This is a genomic window from Gammaproteobacteria bacterium (ex Lamellibrachia satsuma), assembly GCA_019623805.1.
Taxonomy (GTDB): domain Bacteria; phylum Pseudomonadota; class Gammaproteobacteria; order Chromatiales; family Chromatiaceae; genus QGON01.
The window spans coordinates 1,128,422-1,150,176 of the sequence record CP053680.1 but is presented as its reverse complement, the minus strand read 5'-3'; the positions used below and the strand labels follow the sequence as shown (position 1 = coordinate 1,150,176).

The window sequence follows — 21,755 nt, the reverse complement described above, 5'->3', positions numbered from 1 at the left end:
TTTGAGAAATCCATGGATAAACTGAAACTGCACAGCCCCGACCTCACCGCACAGAATATCGACAAACTCGCGGCGCTGTTTCCCAACTGTATCACCGAGACCCGCACAGAAGCGGGAGAGCTAAAGCAGGCCATCGACTTCGACCAACTGCGTCAGGAGCTCTCCGGCTCAATCGTTGAAGGCCCACAAGAGCGCTACCAGCTCAACTGGCCGGGCAAACGCGAGGCGCTGCTTACCGCCAATGCGCCCATCGTCAAAACCCTGCGCCCCTGCCGGGAAGAGAGCGTGGATTTCGATACCACCCGAAACTTGTTTATCGAGGGGGATAACCTGGATGCGTTGAAGTTGTTGCAGGAGACTTATCTGAATAAGGTGAAGATGATCTATATTGATCCACCCTACAATACGGGAAATGATTTTATCTATGATGACGATTTCAAAGAAAATCCTGAAGAATATTTAACACGATCAAAACAGCAGGATGAGTCTGGCAATCGCTTAATTAGTAACACTGAAGCGAACGGGCGCTTCCACTCCGACTGGTTGTCGATGATGTATCCAAGACTAAAATTGGCTAGAAATCTATTGCGGGAAGATGGCATTATTTTCATCTCAATGGATGACAGTGAAATAGAAAATACAAGAAAACTATGCTGTGAAATATTTGGTGAAAAGGATGTGAAAGGTTGCATTATTTCTAAGCGTCGACAGGTTCCAGATAATCGCAACCATAATCGCATTTCAGCAGATCACGAATACGTTCTTGTATGTGGTAAAAGTCAATCTCGCTTAAATGGTAAGGACAAAGATCTGAGTAAGTATTCGAATCCAGATGATGACCCTAGGGGTGACTGGATGAGCGATAATATGACTGGTCTTGCATCAAAAGAACAGCGCCCTAATCTTCATTACGATATCGTGAACCCAGTTACAGGACAACATTATCCACCCCATCCTGGTAGGGGCTGGGCGTATGAAAAAAAAAGGATGGCAATACTTATAATGGATGAAAAGATCCTTTGGCCTTCTAAACCAAGTGGCAGGCCAAGAATTAAGCGTTTTCTCGATAGCTTAAAAGATACAACGACAGGGTTTTCTACTTATCAAGAATTGGGATATACAACAGAAGGAACAAGAGAAATTACCCAATTGATGGGATTCAAGGCATTTGATTTTCCTAAGCCTGTCAAGCTCATTAATACTCTATGCAAGCAAGCAACGCTTAAAGACAGTGGCGATATTGTCGTTGACTTTTTCTCTGGATCTTCAACAACAGCTCATGCAGTCATGGAACTTAATTTATCGGATGGTGGAAACCGACGGCATATTATGGTCCAGATTCCAGAGGCATGTAATGAAAAAAGTGAAGCTATGCGAAATGGCTTTCAATACATTACGGAAATAGGCAAAGAACGTATTCGTCGTGCTGGCACAGAGATCAAAAACGAAAACCCTGGAGCAGAAAATATTGATACCGGTTTTCGTGTCCTGAAAATCGACACCTCCAACATGAACGACGTCTACTACACCCCCGATGCCATCAACCAGGACGACCTGTTCCAGCAGGCCGACAATATCCGCCAGGACCGTACCCCGGAAGATCTTCTGTTCCAGGTCATGCTCGACTGGGGTGTTGACCTCACTCTGCCCATCACCCGGGAGAGCATCGCTGGAAAAGCCGTCTTCCACGTCGATGAAAACGCCCTGGCAGCCTGCTTCGATGAAGGCATCGACGAAGTCTTCGTCAAGGAGCTGGCCACCCGCCAACCCCTGCGCGCCGTATTCCGTGATTCGGGCTTCGCCAGCGACAGCGTGAAGATCAACGTCGAACAGATCTTCAAACACCTCTCCCCCCATACCGACATCAAAGTGATCTAAATGGATCAGAGTGAATTACAGGTGTTGCTGGATAGCTTGATTGCCACTTGGGAGAACGAGGTGGTTGAGTTCAAGCAGGCTGGAAAAGACTACTCGACCTCAGACATCGGAAAATACTTTTCAGCACTTGCCAATGAGGCCAATCTTAGGGGCTTGGAACGCGCTTGGCTGGTATTCGGGGTAAACAATAAAACGCGCACAGTTGCAGGCACTGACTATCGGCCGGAACCGGATCGTCTGCAAAGCCTGAAGATGCAGATTGCTGAGAATGCCGAACCCAGCATGACCTTCCGTACGATTCACGAACTGCAACATCCAGATGGCCGGGTAATCCTGCTTGAGATTCCGGCCGCGCCACGGGGCATGCCGGTCGCCTGGAAAGGGCACTATTACGCCCGGGCCGGTGAAAGTTTGACTAATCTGACGCTCGATAAGCTGGATGAGATGCGCCAGCAGACCATGGCTATGGATTGGTCTGCACAGGTTGTGGATACGAGCTTTGACCATCTTGATGAACAGGCTGTTCAAATCGCCCGTGATTCCTTTGCCCGTAAGTACGCCAACCGCTTCCCTGAAGAAGAGGTTATGGACTGGCCACTATCGACCTTTCTTGATCGGGCTCATCTTGCACAGGACGGCAAGCTCACCCGTACGGCGCTTCTGTTGCTGGGTAAACCGGAAGCGGCTTATCTGCTGTCACCCCATCCGGCACAGATGACCTGGAAGCTGGAAGGGGTGGACCGTGCCTATGAGCATTTTGGCCCTCCGTTTTTGCTCAATACCTCGACCCTCTACCAGAAGATCAGGAATATACAGGTTCGCCTGTTGCCTGATGATGCGCTGTTGGCTATTGAAGTAGCTAAATATGATCAGAAGGTGGTGATGGAGGCCTTACACAACTGTATTGCTCATCAGGATTATGCGCGCAGCGGTCGCATTGTTATCACTGAAGAGCCTGACCGGCTCACCTTTGAAAATGAGGGCAGTTTCTTTGAGGGGCAGCCCGGCGACTACATTGCTGGTAACAAAACACCTCGCCGTTATCGCAATCCCTTCCTCGCCCAGGCTATGACTGAGTTGAATATGATCGACACCATGGGTTACGGCATCCATGAGATGCATGTCGGTCAGGCGCGGCGCTATTTCCCCATGCCGGATTACGACCTGAGTGAGTCTGGAATGGTGCGAATGACCGTGCATGGCAAGGTGGTTGATCCAGCCTATAGCCGTCTGCTCATGCAAAACACCGATTTGCCGTTAATGGACATTCTGGCGCTGGACCGGGTGCAAAAACAGCTACCTGTGACGGATGAGATGATCAAACACCTTCGTCAGGCGAAGCTCATAGAGGGACGAAAGCCCAATCTGCATGTCTCAGCGACAGTAGCCAAGGCCGCTGGTAGCAAAGCCGAATATATTCGCACCCGTACTCAGGATGACGCCTTTTACGCCCAACTGATCACCGATTATCTGGCTAAATTTGCTCAGGCCACCCGGCAGGAGATAGATACACTGTTAATTGGCAAGCTCAGCGATGCACTGAACGATGAGCAAAAACGCCATAAAATCGGAAATTTACTGACTAAATTGCGCAGATCGGGGCGTATCCGTAATACGGGTTCCCGCAAAGCTCCACAATGGGAACTTGCAGAATAAGTGCAGAATAAAATGGCCGTTTTGCAGAATAAATGCAGAATAAAAACAAGGTAACTGTTTGATGAAACTCAAATTTAAGGTTCAAACTTATCAAACAAATGCCGTAGAATCCGTGGTGAACTGCTTCGCCGGGCAACCCAAGAGCACGGGGATGACCTATCGAATCGATCCCGGTGCCGAGGCTAAAGTCGGTGAGCACATCGGCAGCGTGAGCGGAGATACAGGCTTCAGAAACAGCGACATTGCCCTGACTCAGCCACAGTTGCTGGAGAATATTCGCAGTGTGCAGCAGCACCAGAATGTTCCCCTCTCCAATATCCTGGTCAGCAGCAAGGTCTGTCCGGTCAATCTCGACATCGAGATGGAGACCGGCACCGGCAAGACCTACTGCTACATCAAGACCATGTTCGAGCTTCATGAACGCTACGGTTGGAGCAAGTTTATTGTCGTGGTACCCAGTATCGCTATCCGTGAGGGAGTCTACAAATCCCTGGAGATTACCGGCGAGCATTTTCTGGAAGAGTACGGCAAGCGGGCGCGGTTTTTTATCTACAACTCCAAACAGTTGCATGATGTGGAGAGCTTCTCGTCAGACTCCGGTATCAATGTAATGGTCATCAACGTGCAGGCCTTCGCTGCACGGGGTAAGGATCAGCGGCGGATCTATGAGGAGCTGGATGACTTTCAGTCCCGTCGTCCCATCGACGTTATCCAGAAAAACCGTCCCATCCTGATCCTGGATGAGCCCCAGAAGATGGAGGGCAAGAAGACCGTGGCGTCATTGGCGGAGTTCAATCCGCTGATGATACTGCGCTACTCCGCCACCCATAAGACCGAGCACAACCGGATACACAGACTTGATGCCCTGGATGCCTATAACCAGAAGCTGGTGAAGAAGATTGAGGTGCGCGGGATTAATGTCAAAGGGCTGACAGCGACCAACAGTTACCTCTACCTGGAATCGATCGAGATCTCTGCCAGCAAGCCACCGGTTGCGCGGGTTGAATATGAGGTTCGGCAGAAAAACGGTATCAAGCGAATAACCCGCAAGCTGGGCCGCAACGACAATCTCTATGAGTTGTCAGACGGGCTCGAACAGTACAAAGGCTTTGTGGTGGCGGACATCGACGCCGTGAAAGATACCTTGAGCTTCAGTAATGGCGTGCAGCTGCAATCCGGTGATGCTACCGGTGATGTGAATGAGACGACCCAACGACGGATTCAGATCCGCGAAACCATCAAGGCCCATTTCGACAAAGAGCGGCAACTGTTCGACCAGGGGATCAAGGTGCTGTCTCTCTTCTTTATCGACGAGGTAGCCAAGTATCGCCAATATGATGAAACGGGCGAGGTCGGTGGTGAATATGCCAGTATGTTTGAAGAGGAGTACAAGCATCTGCTCAATGAGACCTTGACCCTGGAGGATACGCCCTACAATCGGTATCTCAAGAAGATCGACATCAACAGCACCCACGATGGTTACTTCTCCATCGACAAGAAAACCAAACATCTGGTCGATCCAAAGACGAAAGCCAGATCAACCGAAACCGATGATGTGGATGCCTATGACCTGATCCTGAAGGATAAGGAGCGGCTGCTGTCGTTTGATGAGCCGGTGCGCTTTATCTTTTCTCACTCTGCGCTGCGAGAAGGCTGGGACAACCCCAATGTGTTTGTGATCTGCACCCTGAAACACAGTGACAATACAGTCTCACGCCGCCAGGAGGTGGGACGCGGACTACGCCTCTCGGTGAATCAGCACGGCGATAGATCAGACCAGCCATCCACAGTCCACCAGATCAATGTACTTACCGTGGTGGCCAGCGAAAGTTACAAGGATTTTGTCTCAGCTCTGCAAAAAGACATCAGTGCAACCCTGTCTGAGAGGCCAAGAGTGGCCGACGAGTCATTCTTTACCGGTAAAGTGCTACAGACAACAGGTGGCGATGTGGAAGTCACGGCCCAGATGGCCAAACAGATCTACCGCTATCTGCTGAAGAATGACTACACGGACGATGAGGATCGAATCACCCAGACCTATCACGATGCAAAGCGGGATGAACAACGAGCGGAACTACCGGGCGAGTTGCTGCTGCACGCCGAGCAGGTTTTTCAGCTGATCGACAGCATCTTCAGTGATGCCCAGCTACCCACCATTGGTGATGCACGCAAGGCCAAGCCGAATCCGCTCAATAGCAACTTCCACAAAAAAGAGTTCCAGGCGCTTTGGAGTCGGGTCAATAGAAAGGCCGTCTACGCTGTTGATTTCGATACCGGAGAATTGATCGATAAATGCGTGGTTACACTGGATCGTGAACTGAAAGTGAGTCCGTTGCAGTACACCATCATCAGCGGCACGCAGACAAATACGGCAACCTACGACTCCGTAAAGCAGGGACAAGCATTCCAGGTTAAAGAGAGTCAGACTGAGAGCTACAAGGCATCTATCCATGCGGCAGTCAGATACGATCTGGTTGGTAAGTTGGTACAAGATACCCTGCTGACCCGAAAAACTGTTGCAACTATTCTCCAGAAAATTCACCCAAAAACCTTCAGTCAATATCGGATCAATCCAGAAGACTTTATGCTCAAGGCTGCTAGGTTGATCAATGAGCAGAAAGCTACTGTCATCGTGCAGCACCTCAGCTATAACCCGATGAATGATCAGCATGATGTGGACATCTTTACCCAGGAGAAGCCTAAAGATGATCTCAGCAAGGCGTTTCAGGCCAAACGCCATATCTACGATTATGTGTTTACTGACTCTAAAATAGAACGTCAATTTGTTGAAGAACTGGACATCAGTTCAGAGGTGGTGGTCTATGCAAAACTGCCGCGTAGTTTCTTTATCCCTACACCCGTAGGTGATTACAACCCGGATTGGGCGGTAGCTTTCGAAGCAGGAAAGGTCAAACACATCTATTTCATCGCCGAGACCAAGGGCTCAATGTCCTCGCTGGAGCTGCGCGATATTGAAAAGTGCAAGATCGAGTGCGCCAGGAAATTCTTTTTAATAATTACATCTGATCAGGTGAAATATGATGTGGTTGATAGTTATGGGAAGTTGATGGAGTTGGTGCAGTAAAAGGCAAATGAATTTATCAATTCCGTGTTTGAGAAATCACCAACCAGGGTTTACTCATCATGAGGCTACGCTTCGTATGGGTACTACTGTTGTTCCATTTTCTGCCGCCTCGACAAACGTTCCCCACCAATCCATCATTTCACGCCGATCCTGCAGATATTCAGCCCTGTTATAGGCAGCCCGGACTTTATTCCGTTCGATATGCGCCAATTGGCGTTCAATGACATCAGGTTTGAATCCGGTCTCGTTGAGAATGGTTGAGGCCGTGGCGCGGAACCCGTGGGGTGTTGCCCTGCCCTGATAACCCATGCGTTTCATCGCATAGCTGAGGGCATTCTCTGACATGGGGGCCTTACGGCTGCGATCACTGGGGAAGAGGTAATCAGAATTACCCACCAGTGGTTTGAGTTGTTCAAGAATGGCTTCAGCCTGTGATGACAGTGGGACGATGTGCTCTGCCCTCATCTTCATGCGTTCGGCGGGGATTCGCCACTCTTTACGTTCAAAGTCGATTTCCGACCATTTTCCACCACGTAATTCACCCGGGCGGACAAAGGTGAATATCAGCAGTTTGAGGGCCAGCCGGGTCAATTCTTTGATCTGCTCAAATTTGTCTAATTCCTGCAGAAATGGACCAAGGTCTTCGCGACTTAGGGCAGGGCGGTGCCTTACCCGCTCGGATTTCACAACCCCGATCAGGTCAGCTGCTGGATTGATGGCCGCGCGACCTGTCTGTATGGCATAGCGATAGATCTCGGAGACCCTGGCTCTTTGGCGTTTGGCAACATCCAGAGCGCCACGACTCTCGATCTTGCGAATCGTCATCAGCACATCAGCGGGGGTGATCTCGGTCACTGGGCACCGACCGAGATCAGGGAAGAGGTCTCGTTTCATCCAGTTGAGAATGCGCTCGGCGTGTGCCGGTTCCCAGTCCCCCTTGCGCTGTTGGTGCCATTCCAGTGCCAGTTCCTCAAAGGAGTTGGACGCGGCCTGTAGTTTCTGAGCCTTCTTACGCTTTCGCTCTAGGGAGGGGTCTTTGCCATCGCGAAGCTGTTGCCTGGCTGCTTCTTGTAGTCTTCTTGCCTCAGCAATGGTGATTTCTGGGTAGACACCCAGGGCAAGTTGTTTCTGCTTGTCAAGATAGCGGTAGGCCATGCGCCAGTATTTACTGCCGCTGGGTTCAACCTGGAGGAACAGTCCCTTGCCGTCGGATACGCGAAAGGTCTTTTGGCCGGGTTTGAGTCGTCTGACCATGAGATCGGTCAGCTTGTTGGTTTCCATATGTCATCCTGATTTCTTGGTGTGGTTTGTAAATATGCCAACAAAAGTACCAACAAAAAGTGCTGGATTCAATAGGATTTGATGGGATCAGGATGGATTGAGGTTGCAAAGAAAAAGCCGCAAGTCATTGATTATAATGAGTCTTGCGGCTTTTGCTGGACTTTCTTGGACAAGAATCTGGTACCGAGGGACGGACTCGAACCGTCAAGGCCGTGAAGCCGGGGGATTTTGAATCCCCTGTGTCTACCAATTCCACCACCCCGGCGCTGGAAGCCGGCAAGTATACATGATTTTCTCGAATTGTAAGATCCTGATTTGGAAGATACAGATCAAGCTTCTGGTGGGGATGGTTTGCCAAAAAGATAGCCCTGACCAAAGATGAATCCCAGGCCAGTAAGTTTTTGCGACATCTCATCGGTTTCGATACCTTCCGCCACGAGTTGGTGGCCGGATTCAGTAATCATCTGTACGAGATGACGGATGATGCGGTTTTGCGCTTCATTATCTACATTCCGGGTTAGCGAGATGTCGAATTTCACGATATCCACCGGCATTGTGGCAAGGTAGCGTAATGAGGAGTAGCCACTGCCAAAGTCATCGAGCGCGATCTGGAATCCCATCTTTCTGAGTGCGTTCAGGTTTTTCGTCGCTGTCTTTAGCTGCGTGATCAAGGCCGTCTCGGTTATCTCAATCACAAGCTTGTGTGTCTTTAAATAGGGTAGGAAGTCTTTGAGCCACTCGGTCAGGTATTGGTTGATGGCAGTTGGTGCCGAAATGTTTATGGAAATGCCGGTTCCAGCGGGGATCCGATTGTTCTCCAAATCCTCCAGAACGCGATTGATTACCACCCGGTCGAGGTCGATTTCCAATCGACGCGCCTCAATCAGAGGAAAGATGTGCGAAGGAAGTATCCATCTGTTTCCATGAGAAATTCTGAGTAGCGCCTCATAATACTGAATGGTGCCGTCCTGGAGTTTGACGATGGGTTGATAGAACATATTCAAACCAGTGCCATGGGTTACTGCATCGTAAACAGCATTGTGAGTCAGGTTTGAGAAAAGCCCGCTGGATTCTTCTGCCATTTCGGGCGAAAAAACCGCGATATGGGATGTGGCGGGACGCTTGGCAGTGTACATGGCGATATCGGCCTGCCACTGTATCGATGTCAAAGGTGAATCCTCTTCTGTTTCGCTATCGGTGAGGGCCAAACCGATGCTGATTCTCACAGGCTCTTTGATGCCGAAGTCATGGAATGGGTAGTCGGCGATCGCCTCCTCACAGCGCTCAGCAATGCGCATTGCGATGGCAGGTGTGCAGTCGAAAAGGATGGTAGCGAACTCATCCCCCCCAAGACGGAACAGATACTCTCTTTTTCGCAACACTTTCTGTATGGAGCGGCTGATCGCTATAAGCACCTCATCCCCGATCTGATGTCCATATGTGTCGTTGATGGCCTTGAAGTGATTGACATCAAACAGGGCCAGACAGATAGGGTTGCGGCGGATATCGAAGAGTTTGTTCACCTCTTTCCAGTATTCGTCAAAAGCCCGTCTGTTTTTTACGCCGGTAAGCGGGTCGTGAAGAGCGAGGCTCCAGAGTTTTCTGTTTTTTTCATCCAGACTGGTATTCAGACTGTTGAGTTGATTGTGATAGTCATTCAGGGAAAGCCTGACTTTATCCAGTTCCTTAATGGGCAGATGTTTACCCAGGTTTTCAGCAATTTTTTCGGCGGAGTGCCGTTTGAGAAAATCGAGATGGCGAGAGAGTTGACGAATTGATTTTCCGGTAAACCAGACACTTTGCGGGAAGACCAGGAGCGTTAGAATTATGCTGACAACAATGAGGTAACCCACCGCTTGTAGCATGACCTTTTTCAACTCTTCAGCGTATGGATCACTGCGTAATGTATACTTGATATGCTTTTTTATTTCTGCAATCGGGAGAAAATCGTGGCCTGACGATATGAATGTTAATGTTTGCGGGTCTATTTGACTAAAGTGTCTTTGGCTATAAAAGCCGGTTAGAAAATCGCTTAAAGTGGCGACATAACCGATCGTCTTCAGGTTTTCGAGGTCACGGACAGGTGCAACGATAAATATTCCAGGCTTCCCTTCCTCGATCCGGAAAAAGGGTTCAATGCGCTCAATATTTATGGTTTGCGGTAATATCGAGGTATCCAGTTTTCCCAATACTTTCCCCTCGCTGTTGTAGATCGAGGCGTCAAGCACATACTCCGGTAAAATACCTGTATTCCGTAGACTGCGCTCATGCCAATCACTATAAAAACCGGGGTTCAGTAACTGCTGCCTAACCTCATGCCATTCGGCCAAATCTACTGCGTGCTTCTGTATATCAGCTGTAACGGAAGCGATAACCTGCTCGATCTCTTTTTCTGCAATGGTGATACTGCTGTTATGAAATTCAGATTCCATTTTCTGAATATTCAGGTAGGTCAGCCCCCCAACAAAGCTGAGTGACATAAATGCGATAACGATATAGATCGTTGCATATGTGTTGATGGAAATGACTCTGTTTGACATTTGGGCCCGAATTATTCCAGTGGATTCAGTCAGATCAAATTCGCGTTGGTGGTCGAAAAAGGGCTTTGCCTGCTTCGTTTCATACTATCTGGTTTAGTTTGCCTAAGTTTAGCCAGTCATGCGACTCGTTTCGCTTAGAGACTCCATTGACCTAAGGATAGTCGATACCTGAGTCTGTACCTTGACGTGCACCTCGTTTGAGAGACGCCTGAGTTGCTGAGAGATGTTCGCGATTCCCGACGGCAGGCACTTTGCTGGATGTTGTGGCAGCCAGGGCCATGATATTATCCGCCCGCATGAAACTATCCGATTTTTCCTATGATCTTCCTCCAGAGCTGATTGCCCAATTCCCTGAAAAAGAGCGGCGGGGCAGTCGCCTGCTCACCCTGGACGGTACCAGCGGTGAGTTGAATGACCAGCAGTTTACAGATCTGCCGCAGATGTTGCGAAAGGGTGATCTTCTAGTATTCAATGATACCCGTGTGATGCAGGCCCGGCTCCACGGTTTTAAGCAGAGTGGCGGGAAAGTCGAATTGCTTATCGAACGGGTACTTGCGCCGGGCCGGGCGCTGGCCCATGTGCGTGCCAGTAAACCTCCGAAGGCGGGCAGCAGCCTCTATCTTGGGGAGCGGAAAAGAGAGGTGGAGGTAGTTGGGCGTCAGGAGAGTCTGTTTGAGATAGATTTGCAGGATGGCGATTTCTTTCAGCTGATGGAGGAGCAGGGGCATATGCCGTTGCCGCCCTATATCGATCGTTCGGATGGTTCGTTGGACAGGGAGCGGTATCAAACCGTTTATGCTCGTCGTCCTGGTGCCGTTGCCGCCCCCACGGCAGGACTCCATTTTGATCTTGAGATGCTGGATGAGCTGGGAGAAAGAGGGGTGAAAAGTGCACAGGTCACCTTGCATGTCGGTGCCGGAACATTCCAGCCGGTGCGAGTGGACAATCTGGACGAGCACGCAATGCACAGCGAGTATGTGGAAGTGGATGAAACAGTGTGCCAAAAGGTGCGGGAGACGCGCGCCAATGGTGGACGGGTGGTGGCTGTGGGCACCACCAGCGTACGTAGTCTCGAAGCTGCCTCTGCAGCGGGGGAGATAGCGCCCTTTAGCGGCGATACAAGGCTCTTTATCCGTCCCGGTTACCATTTTCGCAGCGTTGATGGGATGCTCACCAATTTCCACCTTCCGGAATCGACTCTGCTGATGCTGGTCTCCGCTTTCTCAGGTTATGATCACGTGATGGCAGCCTATCGCCATGCAGTTTCCAGAGGCTACCGTTTCTTCAGCTATGGGGATGCGATGTTTCTCACGCCGTCGCTCATGCAGCAGGAATAACCCAGTGATTACAGTGGCTTTCAGGCAAAAAAAAGCGCGACAGGGTGTCGCGCTTAAAAGTTCCACCAAAGGAGGATGGAGGAATGTGCTAATTCGTAAGATTTAGCACATGGCCATTTTCTAATATACGAGGCGACTTGTCAAGTCATATTAGGGTTAACCCTTGCTTTTCTGGCGCCGAATATCGCTTAGGGCTACGATCAGCGTGGAAATCCACAAAGATCACCCCCCGTTACCTTTTGAAATAAAAAGATTTTCACTATTTTTTCGTTTGAAACCCAACTGAATTAACAAATTATGCAGTTTGAAACCTTTCACTCCGATGGAGCAGCCAGACGCGGACGTCTCACCTTTTCCCGAGGTACGGTAGAGACCCCTGCATTCATGCCTGTCGGCACCTATGGCACCGTCAAGGCGATGACCCCCGAAGAGTTGACCGGAATGGGGGCTGAGATCATCCTCGGCAATACGTTTCATCTTTTGTTGCGGCCGGGCACCGATGTCATCAGAGCCCATGGTGATCTGCACGACTTCACTCATTGGGAGGGTCCCATTCTCACCGACTCCGGTGGGTTTCAGGTTTTCAGCCTGGGCAAGATGAGGAAGATTACCGAAAAGGGGGTGGCTTTCCGTTCGCCGGTCAACGGCAGCAAGGTCTTTATGGGTCCGGAGGAGTCGATGCAGATTCAGCGTGAGCTGGGTTCTGACATCGTCATGATCTTCGATGAATGTACACCCTATCCGGCCACCGAAGAGGAGGCCAGGGTCTCCATGGAACTCTCTCTGCGTTGGGCCGGGCGCAGCCGTATTGCCCATGGCGACAACCCCTCGGCGTTGTTCGGCATCGTGCAGGGTGGGGTATTCGAACATCTGCGGGAGGCATCGCTCAACGGTTTGACCGATATCGGGTTTGACGGATATGCAGTCGGAGGGCTATCGGTGGGAGAGCCGCCGGAAGATCGGTGGCGGGTGCTCGATTTTCTCTCCGACAAATTGCCACAGGATAAGCCCCATTACCTAATGGGTGTGGGGACGCCAGAGGATATCGTGGAGGCGGTACGGTGGGGGATAGACATGTTCGACTGCGTGATGCCGACCCGGAATGCGCGCAACGGCCACCTCTTCACGCATCAGGGTGTGGTGCGGATTCGTAATGCGGTACACGAATATGACAATGGTCCCGTGGATCCTTTATGTGACTGTTATACCTGTAAAAATTATAGTCGTGCCTACCTGCGCCACCTGGAGAAATGTAATGAGATTTTGGGTGCCCGCCTGAATACAATACATAATCTCTTCTACTATCAGACGCTGATGCGGGATCTGCGGGATGCTATTGAAGCGGGGCAGTTGGAGCGTTTTGTCAGCGACTTTTATGCTCTGCGCAGCGGTGGATGAAGAGCATCAGCGTAGCGTTACCAAGCGCCAGGAAGCCTCTGAAAGAACCCTGTCATCTCGACCGCAGGGAGAGATCTCCAGCAACGAAGCACTTATCTGTCTATCGAGGTATGAGATTTCTCCCTGCGGTCGAAATGACAATAACCGATTCATTCAGAGGCTTACAAAAAACACCGCCTGTATCTTGTGGCCTTCTGTGGCATAATCGGCGGCTGATTTTGGCTGTCGGATGCTTTCCGGCGCCGTTTGGATTTTGATCTCTCAAAAATCGGGTACAGATTATGAGCTTTTTTATTTCCGACGCCTTTGCTGAAGGGGCCGCCGCCTCGCCGGATGCCTTGACCGGGCTGTTGCCGCTGGTACTGTTTGGTGTTGTCCTCTACTTTTTGATGATTCGCCCGCAGGTGAAGCGTCAGAAAGAGCACAAGAAGATGGTCGAGACGCTGGGCAAAGGTGATGAAGTGGCCACCGCCGGTGGCATCGTCGGCAAGATCACCAAGATGGGTGACAACTTCATCACGGTGGAGATTGCCGAGGGCGTAGAGGTCAAATTCCGCCGAGCAGCAGTGGAATCCGTGATGCCCAAGGGGTCACTGAAGGACATGTAAACGTCCGGATTGTCAGTTGAAAAAATATAATGGAAACCGCGCCAGTCTGGCTGGCGCAACAGCAAGAAAAACACCATGAACCAATACCCTCTCTGGAAAAATCTTCTGGTAGTGATCGTAGTCCTCGTCGGAGCGCTCTTTGCGTTACCGAATATCTACGATCAGGACCCCTCCTTGGAAATTTCCGGCACCCGGCGCGCCTCGGTGGATGAAACCACTATGGCCAGGATTACCCAGGCAATGGAGAAGGCAGGCGTCGAGGCGAAGGGTATCTCATCCGAAAACGCCAAACTGCTGGTGCGTTTCCTTAACTCCGAAGATCTGTTGAAGGCGAAGGAGGCTATTGCGGACGAGCTGGGCACTGACTACAACCAGGCTTTGACGCTATCACCGGATCTGCCTGACTGGCTGCGTTCATTTGGCGCAGAGCCAATGTATCTTGGTCTCGATCTGCGTGGTGGTATCCATGTGTTGATCGACGTGGATATGGAAGCGGCGGTGCAGCAGGCAGTGGAGCGTAACAGCGGTGACATCAGAACTCTGCTGCGTAAGAACAAGGTCCGCTACCTGCGGGTCTCCCGAGAGGGGGAGAAGGTCGTTATCAAATTCAACGACCTGGCCAAGCGGGACAAAGCTGAGCAGCTGATCCACAGTGAATTTCGCTCACTGGCAACCGATATGTCGGATGAAGGGGGTGACTTCTATGTGCGCGCTACCCTTAAGCCCGCTGAGCGCCGCGCGGTGCAGAAGTTTGCCCTGGAACAGAACATCACCACCCTGCGTAACCGCGTCAATGCATTGGGCGTGGCGGAACCGCTGATCCAACAGCAGGGCGAGCGGCGTATCGTGGTGCAACTGCCCGGCGCCCAGGATCCTGCCAAGCTGAAAGAGATTCTCGGTGCCACCGCGACCCTGGAGTATCGCCTCGCCGATACCGAACACAGCGTGCAGGATGCCGTTAACGGCAGGGTGCCGCCAGGCTCCAAACTCTATCATGAGCGCAACGGGCAGCCGGTATTGCTGAAGAAGTCGGTGATCGTCACCGGTAACCAGATCATCGATGCATCCTCTGGTTTCGATCAGCGTTCCGGTCAGCCGATGGTTTCAGTGCGCCTCGACGGCCCCGGCGGCAACCGCATGCGCCGTGTCACCAATGACAATGTCAGCAAGCCGATGGCGGTGGTTTTTATCGAGAACCGCGTAGTCACCCGTGTGGTGGACGGCGAACCGGTGAAACATAGAACCAAGGTGGAGGAGGTGATCAGCATCGCCAATATCCTCGAACCTTTCGGCAGCCGTTTTCAGACCACCGGCCTCGATACCCCGGAAGAGGCTCACGACTTGGCGCTGTTGCTACGTGCAGGCGCACTGGCTGCCCCCATTGAGATTGTTGAAGAGCGTACTATCGGCCCCAGCCTGGGTCAGGACAACATCGATCAGGGTTTCATGTCAGTGATGATCGGCATGGCCCTGGTAATGATTTTCATGGCCGTCTACTACCGGGTCTTTGGTCTGGTGGCTGATCTGGCCCTGAGCATGAACCTGGTACTGATCGTCGCTATTCTCTCCATGCTGCAGGCGACACTGACCCTGCCGGGCATCGCCGGTATCGTGTTGACCGTGGGCATGGCAGTGGATGCCAACGTGCTGATCTTCGAGCGTATCCGTGAAGAGATCCGTAACGGCAATACACCACAGGCCAGCATTCAGGCGGGTTATGCGAAGGCGTTCTCCACCATCATCGATGCGAATATCACCACGCTGATAGCTGCGGTGGTGCTGTTCAGCTTCGGTACCGGTCCCATCAAGGGCTTCGCGGTAACCCTGGCTATCGGCATCCTGACCTCCATGTTTACCGCCATCATCGGCACCCGCGCAGTGATCAATCTGATCTACGGTCGCAGACGGGTGAAAGAGCTGGCAGTTTGATAAGGGCGGATTGACTATGCAGATCTTCAAAAAGACGATAAATTTCGACTTCATGGACCGACGTAAGACGGCCCTGATCTTCTCCGGCGTGGTGATCCTGATTGCCCTGATCGCTATTGTAGCGCGTGGCCTGAACCTGGGTATCGACTTTACCGGTGGTACCCTTGTCGAGGTGGGTTATCACGAAACGGTTGAATTGCCAAAGATTCGTGAAGCGTTGGCTGCGGAAGGTTTTTCCGATGCAACAGTGCAGCACTTTGGCACATCCCGGGACGTGCTGGTTCGGTTAGCGCCCAAGGATGGCGCAGACAGTGCGGCGATCAGCACCAGCGCTTTTGCGGCGATGAGCAAATTGGCGGATGGTCAGGCTGATATGAGACGGGTTGAGTTTGTCGGGCCACAGGTCGGTGATGAGCTGACCGAAGATGGTGGTCTCGCTATGCTCTATGCACTGATCGGTATTCTGATCTATGTGGGCATACGGTTTGAGTATCGTTTTGCTGTAGGCGCGGTTATTGCGCTGGTACATGATGTGATCTTTACTGTCGGCATCTTCTCCCTGTTCCAGGTTGAGTTCGACCTGCCGGTGCTGGCCGCTGTGTTGGCGGTGATCGGCTATTCACTGAACGATACCATCGTCGTATTTGATCGCATTCGTGAGAACTTCCGTAAGATTCGCAAAGGCTCTGCGACCGAGATCATCAATGCCTCGCTAAACCAGACCCTCACCCGTACCTTGGTCACTTCCATGACCACCCTGCTGGTATTGATCGCGCTCTTCATCTTTGGCGGCGAGATCATCCACGGTTTTGCTCTGGCCCTGATCGTGGGTGTGGTGATCGGTACCTACTCTTCCATCTATGTGGCGAGTACGGCGATCATCATGATGGGCATCAGCAAGGATGATCTGATGCCGGTTGAAAAAGAGGGCGCCGAGGTTGAGGAAACCCTCTGATCCGGTTGTCGGATCAAGGTTGAACTGAATAGTCATGTAGGTTGCGCTATGCGCACCAGAATAAGCAGCAATCGCGGTGCGCACGGCGCACCCTACGTTCGCCACGGGTGGTTTATTGATGAGCCTGTCGGCTAGGCGGTTTTGCAGAATGCCGGTGGATAGATGACCTCTGCATTGTTGCGGCTCATCCCGGTTTTGTCTTGATCGTCACCCTGCTTGTCGGGTCGTTCGATAGAGATAATATCCACATTGTAGGGATTGTCTGTAAACGCTGACTGCAGTGAGATGTCCTGCACCCCATCCAGTACATCCCTCATCACCATTTCCAGTGCCCGGTCGCTGAGTGCCTGGTCGATATTGTTCTTATTCGCCATTAGGTAGGTCCCGCTTTTACAGTTGTTACCGATGTTATCTCCGGTAACGGTAGGCGGGCAGTAATCTTGAGGATGGGGAGGACAAAACGGGGAAAACTGTGAAGCGGATTCGTCGTGTCAGGAATTAAGCGGTAAGTCTATCGTCCAGGTGGGGAAGGATACGGCGCAATATGGCGTTGTGCACCTTGATGTTGCCGGCGATGACATTCCCGGTCTCAAAGTGACGCTCGCCGCCGGAGATATCGGTAACCAGCCCCCCGGCTTCGCGTACCATGAGGGCGCCTGCGGCAAAATCCCATTCGGCGAGTCCGAGTTCCCAGAATCCGTCCAGCCTCCCGGCGGCCACATAGGCGAAATCAAGCGCGGCTGAGCCGGGGCGGCGTATCCCCGCAGTGTCAGCCATCAGATCCTTGAGCATGCCCAAATAGTTTTCCGTAAAACGAAAATCACGGTAGGGCAGGCCGGTTCCCAATAACGCTCCATCCAGACTCTTGCGGCTGGAGACCCTCAAACGCCGATCGTTCAGCTGGACGCCGGAACCGCGGCTGGTGGTGAACATCTCCTCATTCAGTGGGTCATAGATCACGCCAACTTCCAGTCTGCCCTTGTGTCGCAGGGCGATGGAGATGGAGAACTGGGGGAATCCGTGCAGATAGTTGGTGGTACCGTCCAGCGGATCTATGACCCACTGATAGTCGTCACCAGGGTGATTGCCACTCTCTTCCCCCAGTATGGCGTGATTGGGGTATTTGTCCCGCAGAACATCGATAATCGCCTGTTCGGCTACCCGGTCCACCTCGCTGACATAATCGTGCATCCCCTTGTCGGTGACGTTGAGGGTATCGAGCCGATTGTAATTGCGCATCAGCACACGGGCGGCGTCACGTGCAGCACGGACAGCGATGGTTACCATTGGGTTCATGGGCGGCAAAGATACAGCAAGCGGCATGGCGGATAAAGCAGAAAACCGGTTTTGGTCTTGGGGTTGTTCATGCGGTACCCTTGCGCCCATGTTGAATCGTGTACGAATCGTGCTGGTGGAGACCAGTCACCCAGGTAATATCGGCGCTGCGGCCCGGGCGATGAATAATATGTGCCTGGAGCAGCTTGTTCTGGTGTCACCGAAGCATTTCCCGAGCGAAGAGGCGACCGCCCGGGCCTCGGGGGCGGATGACCTGCTTGCCCGGGCGCCGGTCTGCGATAGCCTGGACGAGGCACTGAAGGGATGCCGTCTGATAATAGGCACCAGTGCCCGTGAGCGGACTGTCTCTTCGCCTCTGTTGAATCCGCGGACCTGTGCGGCAAAGATTATCGAGGAGAGTGCGGTGGGCGAGGTTGCCCTTGTCTTCGGCCGGGAGAGCTCAGGACTCACTAACGAGGAGTTGGACCGCTGCAATTTTCTGGTCCATATTCCCACCAACTCCGCCTATAGTTCATTGAATCTCGGTGCTGCGGTTCAGGTGCTCAGCTATGAAATCTATCTTGCCTGGCTGGAAGGACGGGAGACGGCTCAGGAACCTCTCCGAGAGGTGGCTACTGCGGAGATGATGGAGGGGTTTCATGGTCATCTGGCACAGGCTCTGGAGGATATTGGTTTTGCCAATCCCCGTCAGTCAGACAAGCTGTTGCGCAGGTTGCGCGGCCTGTTTCATCGTGCCCGGCCGGATGTTGATGAGCTTAATATCCTGCGGGGAATCCTGAGTGCTGCCCAGGGACGCAAGTCGATGCGGCGTTGACCCAAGTCGAGGCTTGCGCTCAATAACACCACATTCTGCATAGATTCCAATTCCTGCGGACACAATACCCTAGTATTTCGCATGGTATTATGGATAATCTCTCACCCCCGTGTCACTATTCCATTGATATTTGATTGATTCAGTCGGGTATAGATTGTGCAGCAGGAAACCAAAGAGAGCCCCAGCCAATCCAGGTGGAGAGAGGATATTCAGAGCGTCTTCGAGCGTGATCCTGCCGCCCGGACGACGTTCGAAATCATCACTACCTATCCTGGCGTGCATGCGATTCTGTTCCATCGGGCCTCCCATGGGCTCTGGAATATTGGTCTGAAATGGCTGGCCAGGATGCTTTCCAACATCGCCCGATTGCTGACAGGTATAGAGATCCACCCTGGTGCCCGGATTGGCCGTCGTTTCTTCATTGATCACGGTATGGGTGTGGTGATCGGTGAAACTGCGGTCATTGGCGATGACTGCACCCTCTATCATGGGGTAACACTCGGTGGGACAAGCTGGCAGAAGGGCAAACGCCATCCGACCCTCGCCAACAACGTGGTGGTGGGTGCCGGCGCCAAGGTGCTGGGCCCCATCGAAATCGGCGAAGGTTCCCGCATCGGCTCAAATGCCGTGGTGGTAAAAGATGTACCGCCCGGAGCTACGGCAGTTGGTGTGCCCGGCAGACTGATCCGTCCGGAAAAAACCGAAGACAATGGTCATCGCGAGGCGATTGCCAAGAAGATTGGATTTGATGCCTATGGCGCCACAAAGGATGCGCCGGATCCGGTTGCCCACGCTATCAATTGCATGCTCGATCATATGCATGTGATGGACAAAAAGATGGAGTCCATGTGCGAGGCGCTGAAGAGCATGGGGCTGGAAGATGCGGATGAATTACTGCCTGAACTCGATTCCTGCGAAATCTTTTCCACTGCAGAAGAGTTGCTGAAGCTGGATGGTGACGAGGCTTCCAAGGATTAACCCGAGTCTTTCACGAATTATGCTTGATCTCGCTTGTTTACTGATTCCACAAGAAATATATCCTCAGTCGGTCGAAATCACTGATACGCCACTCCTTCGGATATTTCCTTGTGAAACCAATATCCTGCGCGTTATCGGCGCAAATGCATGAAATCTTCGGGTTTAAAACCTTGGAAAAATCGGGGAGGGAATACTTGACTAATTTACTAGGGATTGTATATTAGCGCTCAAGGATATACTTGGAGCCGATAAAGTGAAGCTTACCACAAAAGGCCGCTACGCGGTAACAGCCATGTTGGACTTGGCACTGCACTATGGCAAGGGGCCGATTACCCTGGCAGACATTGCTCAACGCCAGGGGATCTCACTCTCTTATCTTGAGCAACTCTTCTCGCGTCTGCGTAAAAAAGCACTGGTCTCCAGTGTTCGTGGTCCCGGTGGTGGTTACAGTCTGGGTCGGGAAGCGGGCGAGATCCATATTGGCGAAGTGATCACTGCGGTGGATGAGAACATGGATACCACCCGTTGCCACGGTGCCCACAACTGCCAGAATAATGAACGCTGTCTCACCCATGATCTTTGGCAGGATCTCAGTAACCAGATCTACAGCTACCTCAATAAGATCAGCCTGCAGGATCTGATGGATCGTCAGGCGGTGCGAGAGGTTTCGACCCGGCAGGATCATCCGGACACGCCGGATATCGATATCACAGAGCTGACTTCGGTTTCCCCACGGGCCAACGCCTGAAGCTAATTAGCGGATTTTTTGGAGTCAAAAGATGAAGCTACCGATCTATATGGATTACTCGGCGACCACGCCGGTGGATCCCCGCGTTGCGGAGTTGATGTGCAGTTACCTCACCCCCGACGGAAAATTCGGCAATCCTGCATCCCGTTCCCACCCTTTCGGTTGGAGCGCGGATGAGGCAGTGACCCTGGCGCGCAAGCAGGTGGCGGATCTGATCAATGCCGATCCGAAAGAGATTGTCTGGACCTCCGGTGCCACCGAATCAGATAATCTTGCGATCAAGGGTGTAGCGCATTTCTACAAGAAACGCGGCAAGCACATTATTACCTGCAAGACGGAACACAAGGCGGTGCTGGATACCTGTCGCCAACTGGAACGTGAGGGATTTGAGATCACCTATCTCGATCCGGAACCCAGTGGTCTGATTGACTTGGGGAAACTTGAAGCGGCGCTGCGTGACGACACTATTCTCGTCTCCATTATGCACGTCAATAACGAAGTGGGTGTGATCCAGGATATTGCCTCAATCGGCGAGATGACCCGTGCACGCAAGATCCTCTTCCATGTGGATGCTGCACAGAGCGCCGGCAAGGTGCCGATCGATCTGGCGGCGCTGAAAGTGGATCTGATGTCCTTCTCCGCACATAAGATCTACGGCCCGAAAGGCATCGGCGCCCTCTACGTGCGGCGCAAACCCCGCGTACGCCTGGAAGCCCAGATGCATGGTGGCGGTCATGAACGCGGCATGCGCTCCGGCACCCTGGCGACCCATCAGATCGTCGGCATGGGCGAAGCCTTTCGTATTGCCGGTGAAGAGATGGCGATGGAAAACGAGCGTCTGCTCGGGCTGCGTCAACGCCTCTGGGACGGTTTCAAGGACATGGAAGAGGTCTACCTCAACGGCGATGAGGAGCAGCGCGTCGCCGGCAACCTGAATGTGAGTTTTGCCTTCGTCGAAGGTGAATCCCTGATTATGGCGTTGAAGGATCTGGCGGTCTCATCCGGTTCCGCCTGTACCTCCGCCAGTCTCGAACCCAGCTACGTCCTGCGTGCGTTGGGGCGGGAAGACGAATTGGCCCACAGCTCGATTCGATTTTCCATCGGCCGTTTCAGTACGGCGGAAGATGTGGATTATGCGGTAGAGAAGATCCGTACCGAGGTCGATCGATTGCGTGAACTCTCGCCTTTGTGGGAGATGTTCAAAGATGGTATCGATCTGAAATCGATTCAGTGGGCGGCGCACTGAGCGAGC

16 protein-coding genes and 1 tRNA gene are annotated in these 21,755 nt (G+C 52.2%); 12 read left to right on the top strand and 5 right to left on the bottom strand.

Annotated features, from left to right (window positions below; translation table 11 throughout):
• Nucleotides 1–12 precede the first annotated feature (12 nt).
• The 3 genes from HPY30_04815 to HPY30_04805 all read left to right on the top strand — a co-directional run bounded on the left by HPY30_04815 (nt 13) and on the right by HPY30_04805 (nt 6,619).
• A complete protein-coding gene (locus HPY30_04815; GenBank protein QYZ65364.1) occupies nt 13–1,878 on the top strand; it encodes a site-specific DNA-methyltransferase in 1,866 nt (621 codons plus the stop codon).
• Complete coding sequence (locus HPY30_04810) at nt 1,879–3,534, top strand: transcriptional regulator (GenBank protein QYZ65363.1); 1,656 nt, start codon at nt 1,879–1,881, stop codon at nt 3,532–3,534.
• Between the two features lie 61 nt (nt 3,535–3,595).
• Nucleotides 3,596–6,619 carry a DEAD/DEAH box helicase family protein gene (locus HPY30_04805; GenBank protein QYZ65362.1) on the top strand — a complete coding sequence of 1,008 codons (3,024 nt, stop codon included), beginning with the start codon at nt 3,596–3,598 and terminating at the stop codon, nt 6,617–6,619.
• A gap of 57 nt (nt 6,620–6,676) precedes the next feature.
• Here the strand turns inward: HPY30_04805 and HPY30_04800 are convergent, their stop codons facing one another.
• The 3 genes from HPY30_04800 to HPY30_04790 form a co-directional block, all read right to left on the bottom strand.
• Nucleotides 6,677–7,873 (bottom strand): tyrosine-type recombinase/integrase, encoded by a 1,197-nt coding sequence (locus HPY30_04800; GenBank protein ID QYZ67912.1) that lies wholly within the window; start codon nt 7,871–7,873, stop codon nt 6,677–6,679.
• Between the two features lie 205 nt (nt 7,874–8,078).
• Nucleotides 8,079–8,165: transfer RNA gene (locus tag HPY30_04795), tRNA-Leu, on the bottom strand.
• A gap of 64 nt (nt 8,166–8,229) precedes the next feature.
• A complete protein-coding gene (locus HPY30_04790) occupies nt 8,230–10,440 on the bottom strand; it encodes an EAL domain-containing protein (protein ID QYZ65361.1) in 2,211 nt (736 codons plus the stop codon).
• Nucleotides 10,441–10,736: 296 nt separating this feature from the next.
• Here HPY30_04790 and queA point away from each other — a divergent pair, with 296 nt between their 5' ends.
• The 5 genes from queA (at nt 10,737) to secF (ending at nt 16,667) form a co-directional block, all read left to right on the top strand.
• Nucleotides 10,737–11,777 (top strand): tRNA preQ1(34) S-adenosylmethionine ribosyltransferase-isomerase QueA, encoded by a 1,041-nt coding sequence (queA, locus tag HPY30_04785; protein QYZ65360.1) that lies wholly within the window; start codon nt 10,737–10,739, stop codon nt 11,775–11,777.
• Nucleotides 11,778–12,074: 297 nt separating this feature from the next.
• Nucleotides 12,075–13,175, top strand: a complete 1,101-nt coding sequence (gene tgt / locus HPY30_04780) for a tRNA guanosine(34) transglycosylase Tgt (protein ID QYZ65359.1) — start codon at nt 12,075–12,077, stop codon at nt 13,173–13,175.
• 281 nt (nt 13,176–13,456) lie between these two features.
• Complete coding sequence (gene yajC, locus HPY30_04775; protein ID QYZ65358.1) at nt 13,457–13,783, top strand: preprotein translocase subunit YajC; 327 nt, start codon at nt 13,457–13,459, stop codon at nt 13,781–13,783.
• Between the two features lie 75 nt (nt 13,784–13,858).
• Entirely contained in the window at nt 13,859–15,712 is a 1,854-nt protein-coding gene (secD, locus tag HPY30_04770) for a protein translocase subunit SecD (GenBank protein QYZ65357.1), read from the top strand.
• A gap of 16 nt (nt 15,713–15,728) precedes the next feature.
• On the top strand, nt 15,729–16,667 hold the full coding sequence (secF, locus tag HPY30_04765) for a protein translocase subunit SecF (GenBank protein ID QYZ65356.1): 939 nt from the start codon (nt 15,729–15,731) through the stop codon (nt 16,665–16,667).
• Nucleotides 16,668–16,798: 131 nt separating this feature from the next.
• Here the strand turns inward: secF and HPY30_04760 are convergent, their stop codons facing one another.
• Together HPY30_04760 and HPY30_04755 are read right to left on the bottom strand one after the other, a co-directional pair.
• Complete coding sequence (locus tag HPY30_04760; GenBank protein ID QYZ65355.1) at nt 16,799–17,041, bottom strand: integration host factor subunit beta; 243 nt, start codon at nt 17,039–17,041, stop codon at nt 16,799–16,801.
• Nucleotides 17,042–17,165: 124 nt separating this feature from the next.
• The gene (locus HPY30_04755) at nt 17,166–17,963 is read right to left on the bottom strand and encodes an inositol monophosphatase (GenBank protein QYZ65354.1); all 798 of its coding nucleotides are present in this window, start codon (nt 17,961–17,963) and stop codon (nt 17,166–17,168) included.
• An 88-nt stretch (nt 17,964–18,051) separates the two neighbouring features.
• On the opposite strand from HPY30_04755, the gene HPY30_04750 reads away from it, so the two are divergent.
• From HPY30_04750 to HPY30_04735, 4 genes are all read left to right on the top strand, one after another.
• Nucleotides 18,052–18,777: an RNA methyltransferase gene (locus HPY30_04750; GenBank protein QYZ67911.1), complete on the top strand. Its 726-nt coding sequence runs from the start codon at nt 18,052–18,054 to the stop codon at nt 18,775–18,777.
• A 156-nt stretch (nt 18,778–18,933) separates the two neighbouring features.
• The gene (gene cysE, locus HPY30_04745) at nt 18,934–19,755 is read left to right on the top strand and encodes a serine O-acetyltransferase (GenBank protein ID QYZ65353.1); all 822 of its coding nucleotides are present in this window, start codon (nt 18,934–18,936) and stop codon (nt 19,753–19,755) included.
• Between the two features lie 253 nt (nt 19,756–20,008).
• Nucleotides 20,009–20,503, top strand: a complete 495-nt coding sequence (gene iscR / locus HPY30_04740; GenBank protein ID QYZ65352.1) for a Fe-S cluster assembly transcriptional regulator IscR — start codon at nt 20,009–20,011, stop codon at nt 20,501–20,503.
• Nucleotides 20,504–20,534: 31 nt separating this feature from the next.
• Nucleotides 20,535–21,749 carry an IscS subfamily cysteine desulfurase gene (locus HPY30_04735; GenBank protein ID QYZ65351.1) on the top strand — a complete coding sequence of 405 codons (1,215 nt, stop codon included), beginning with the start codon at nt 20,535–20,537 and terminating at the stop codon, nt 21,747–21,749.
• Nucleotides 21,750–21,755 lie beyond the last annotated feature (6 nt).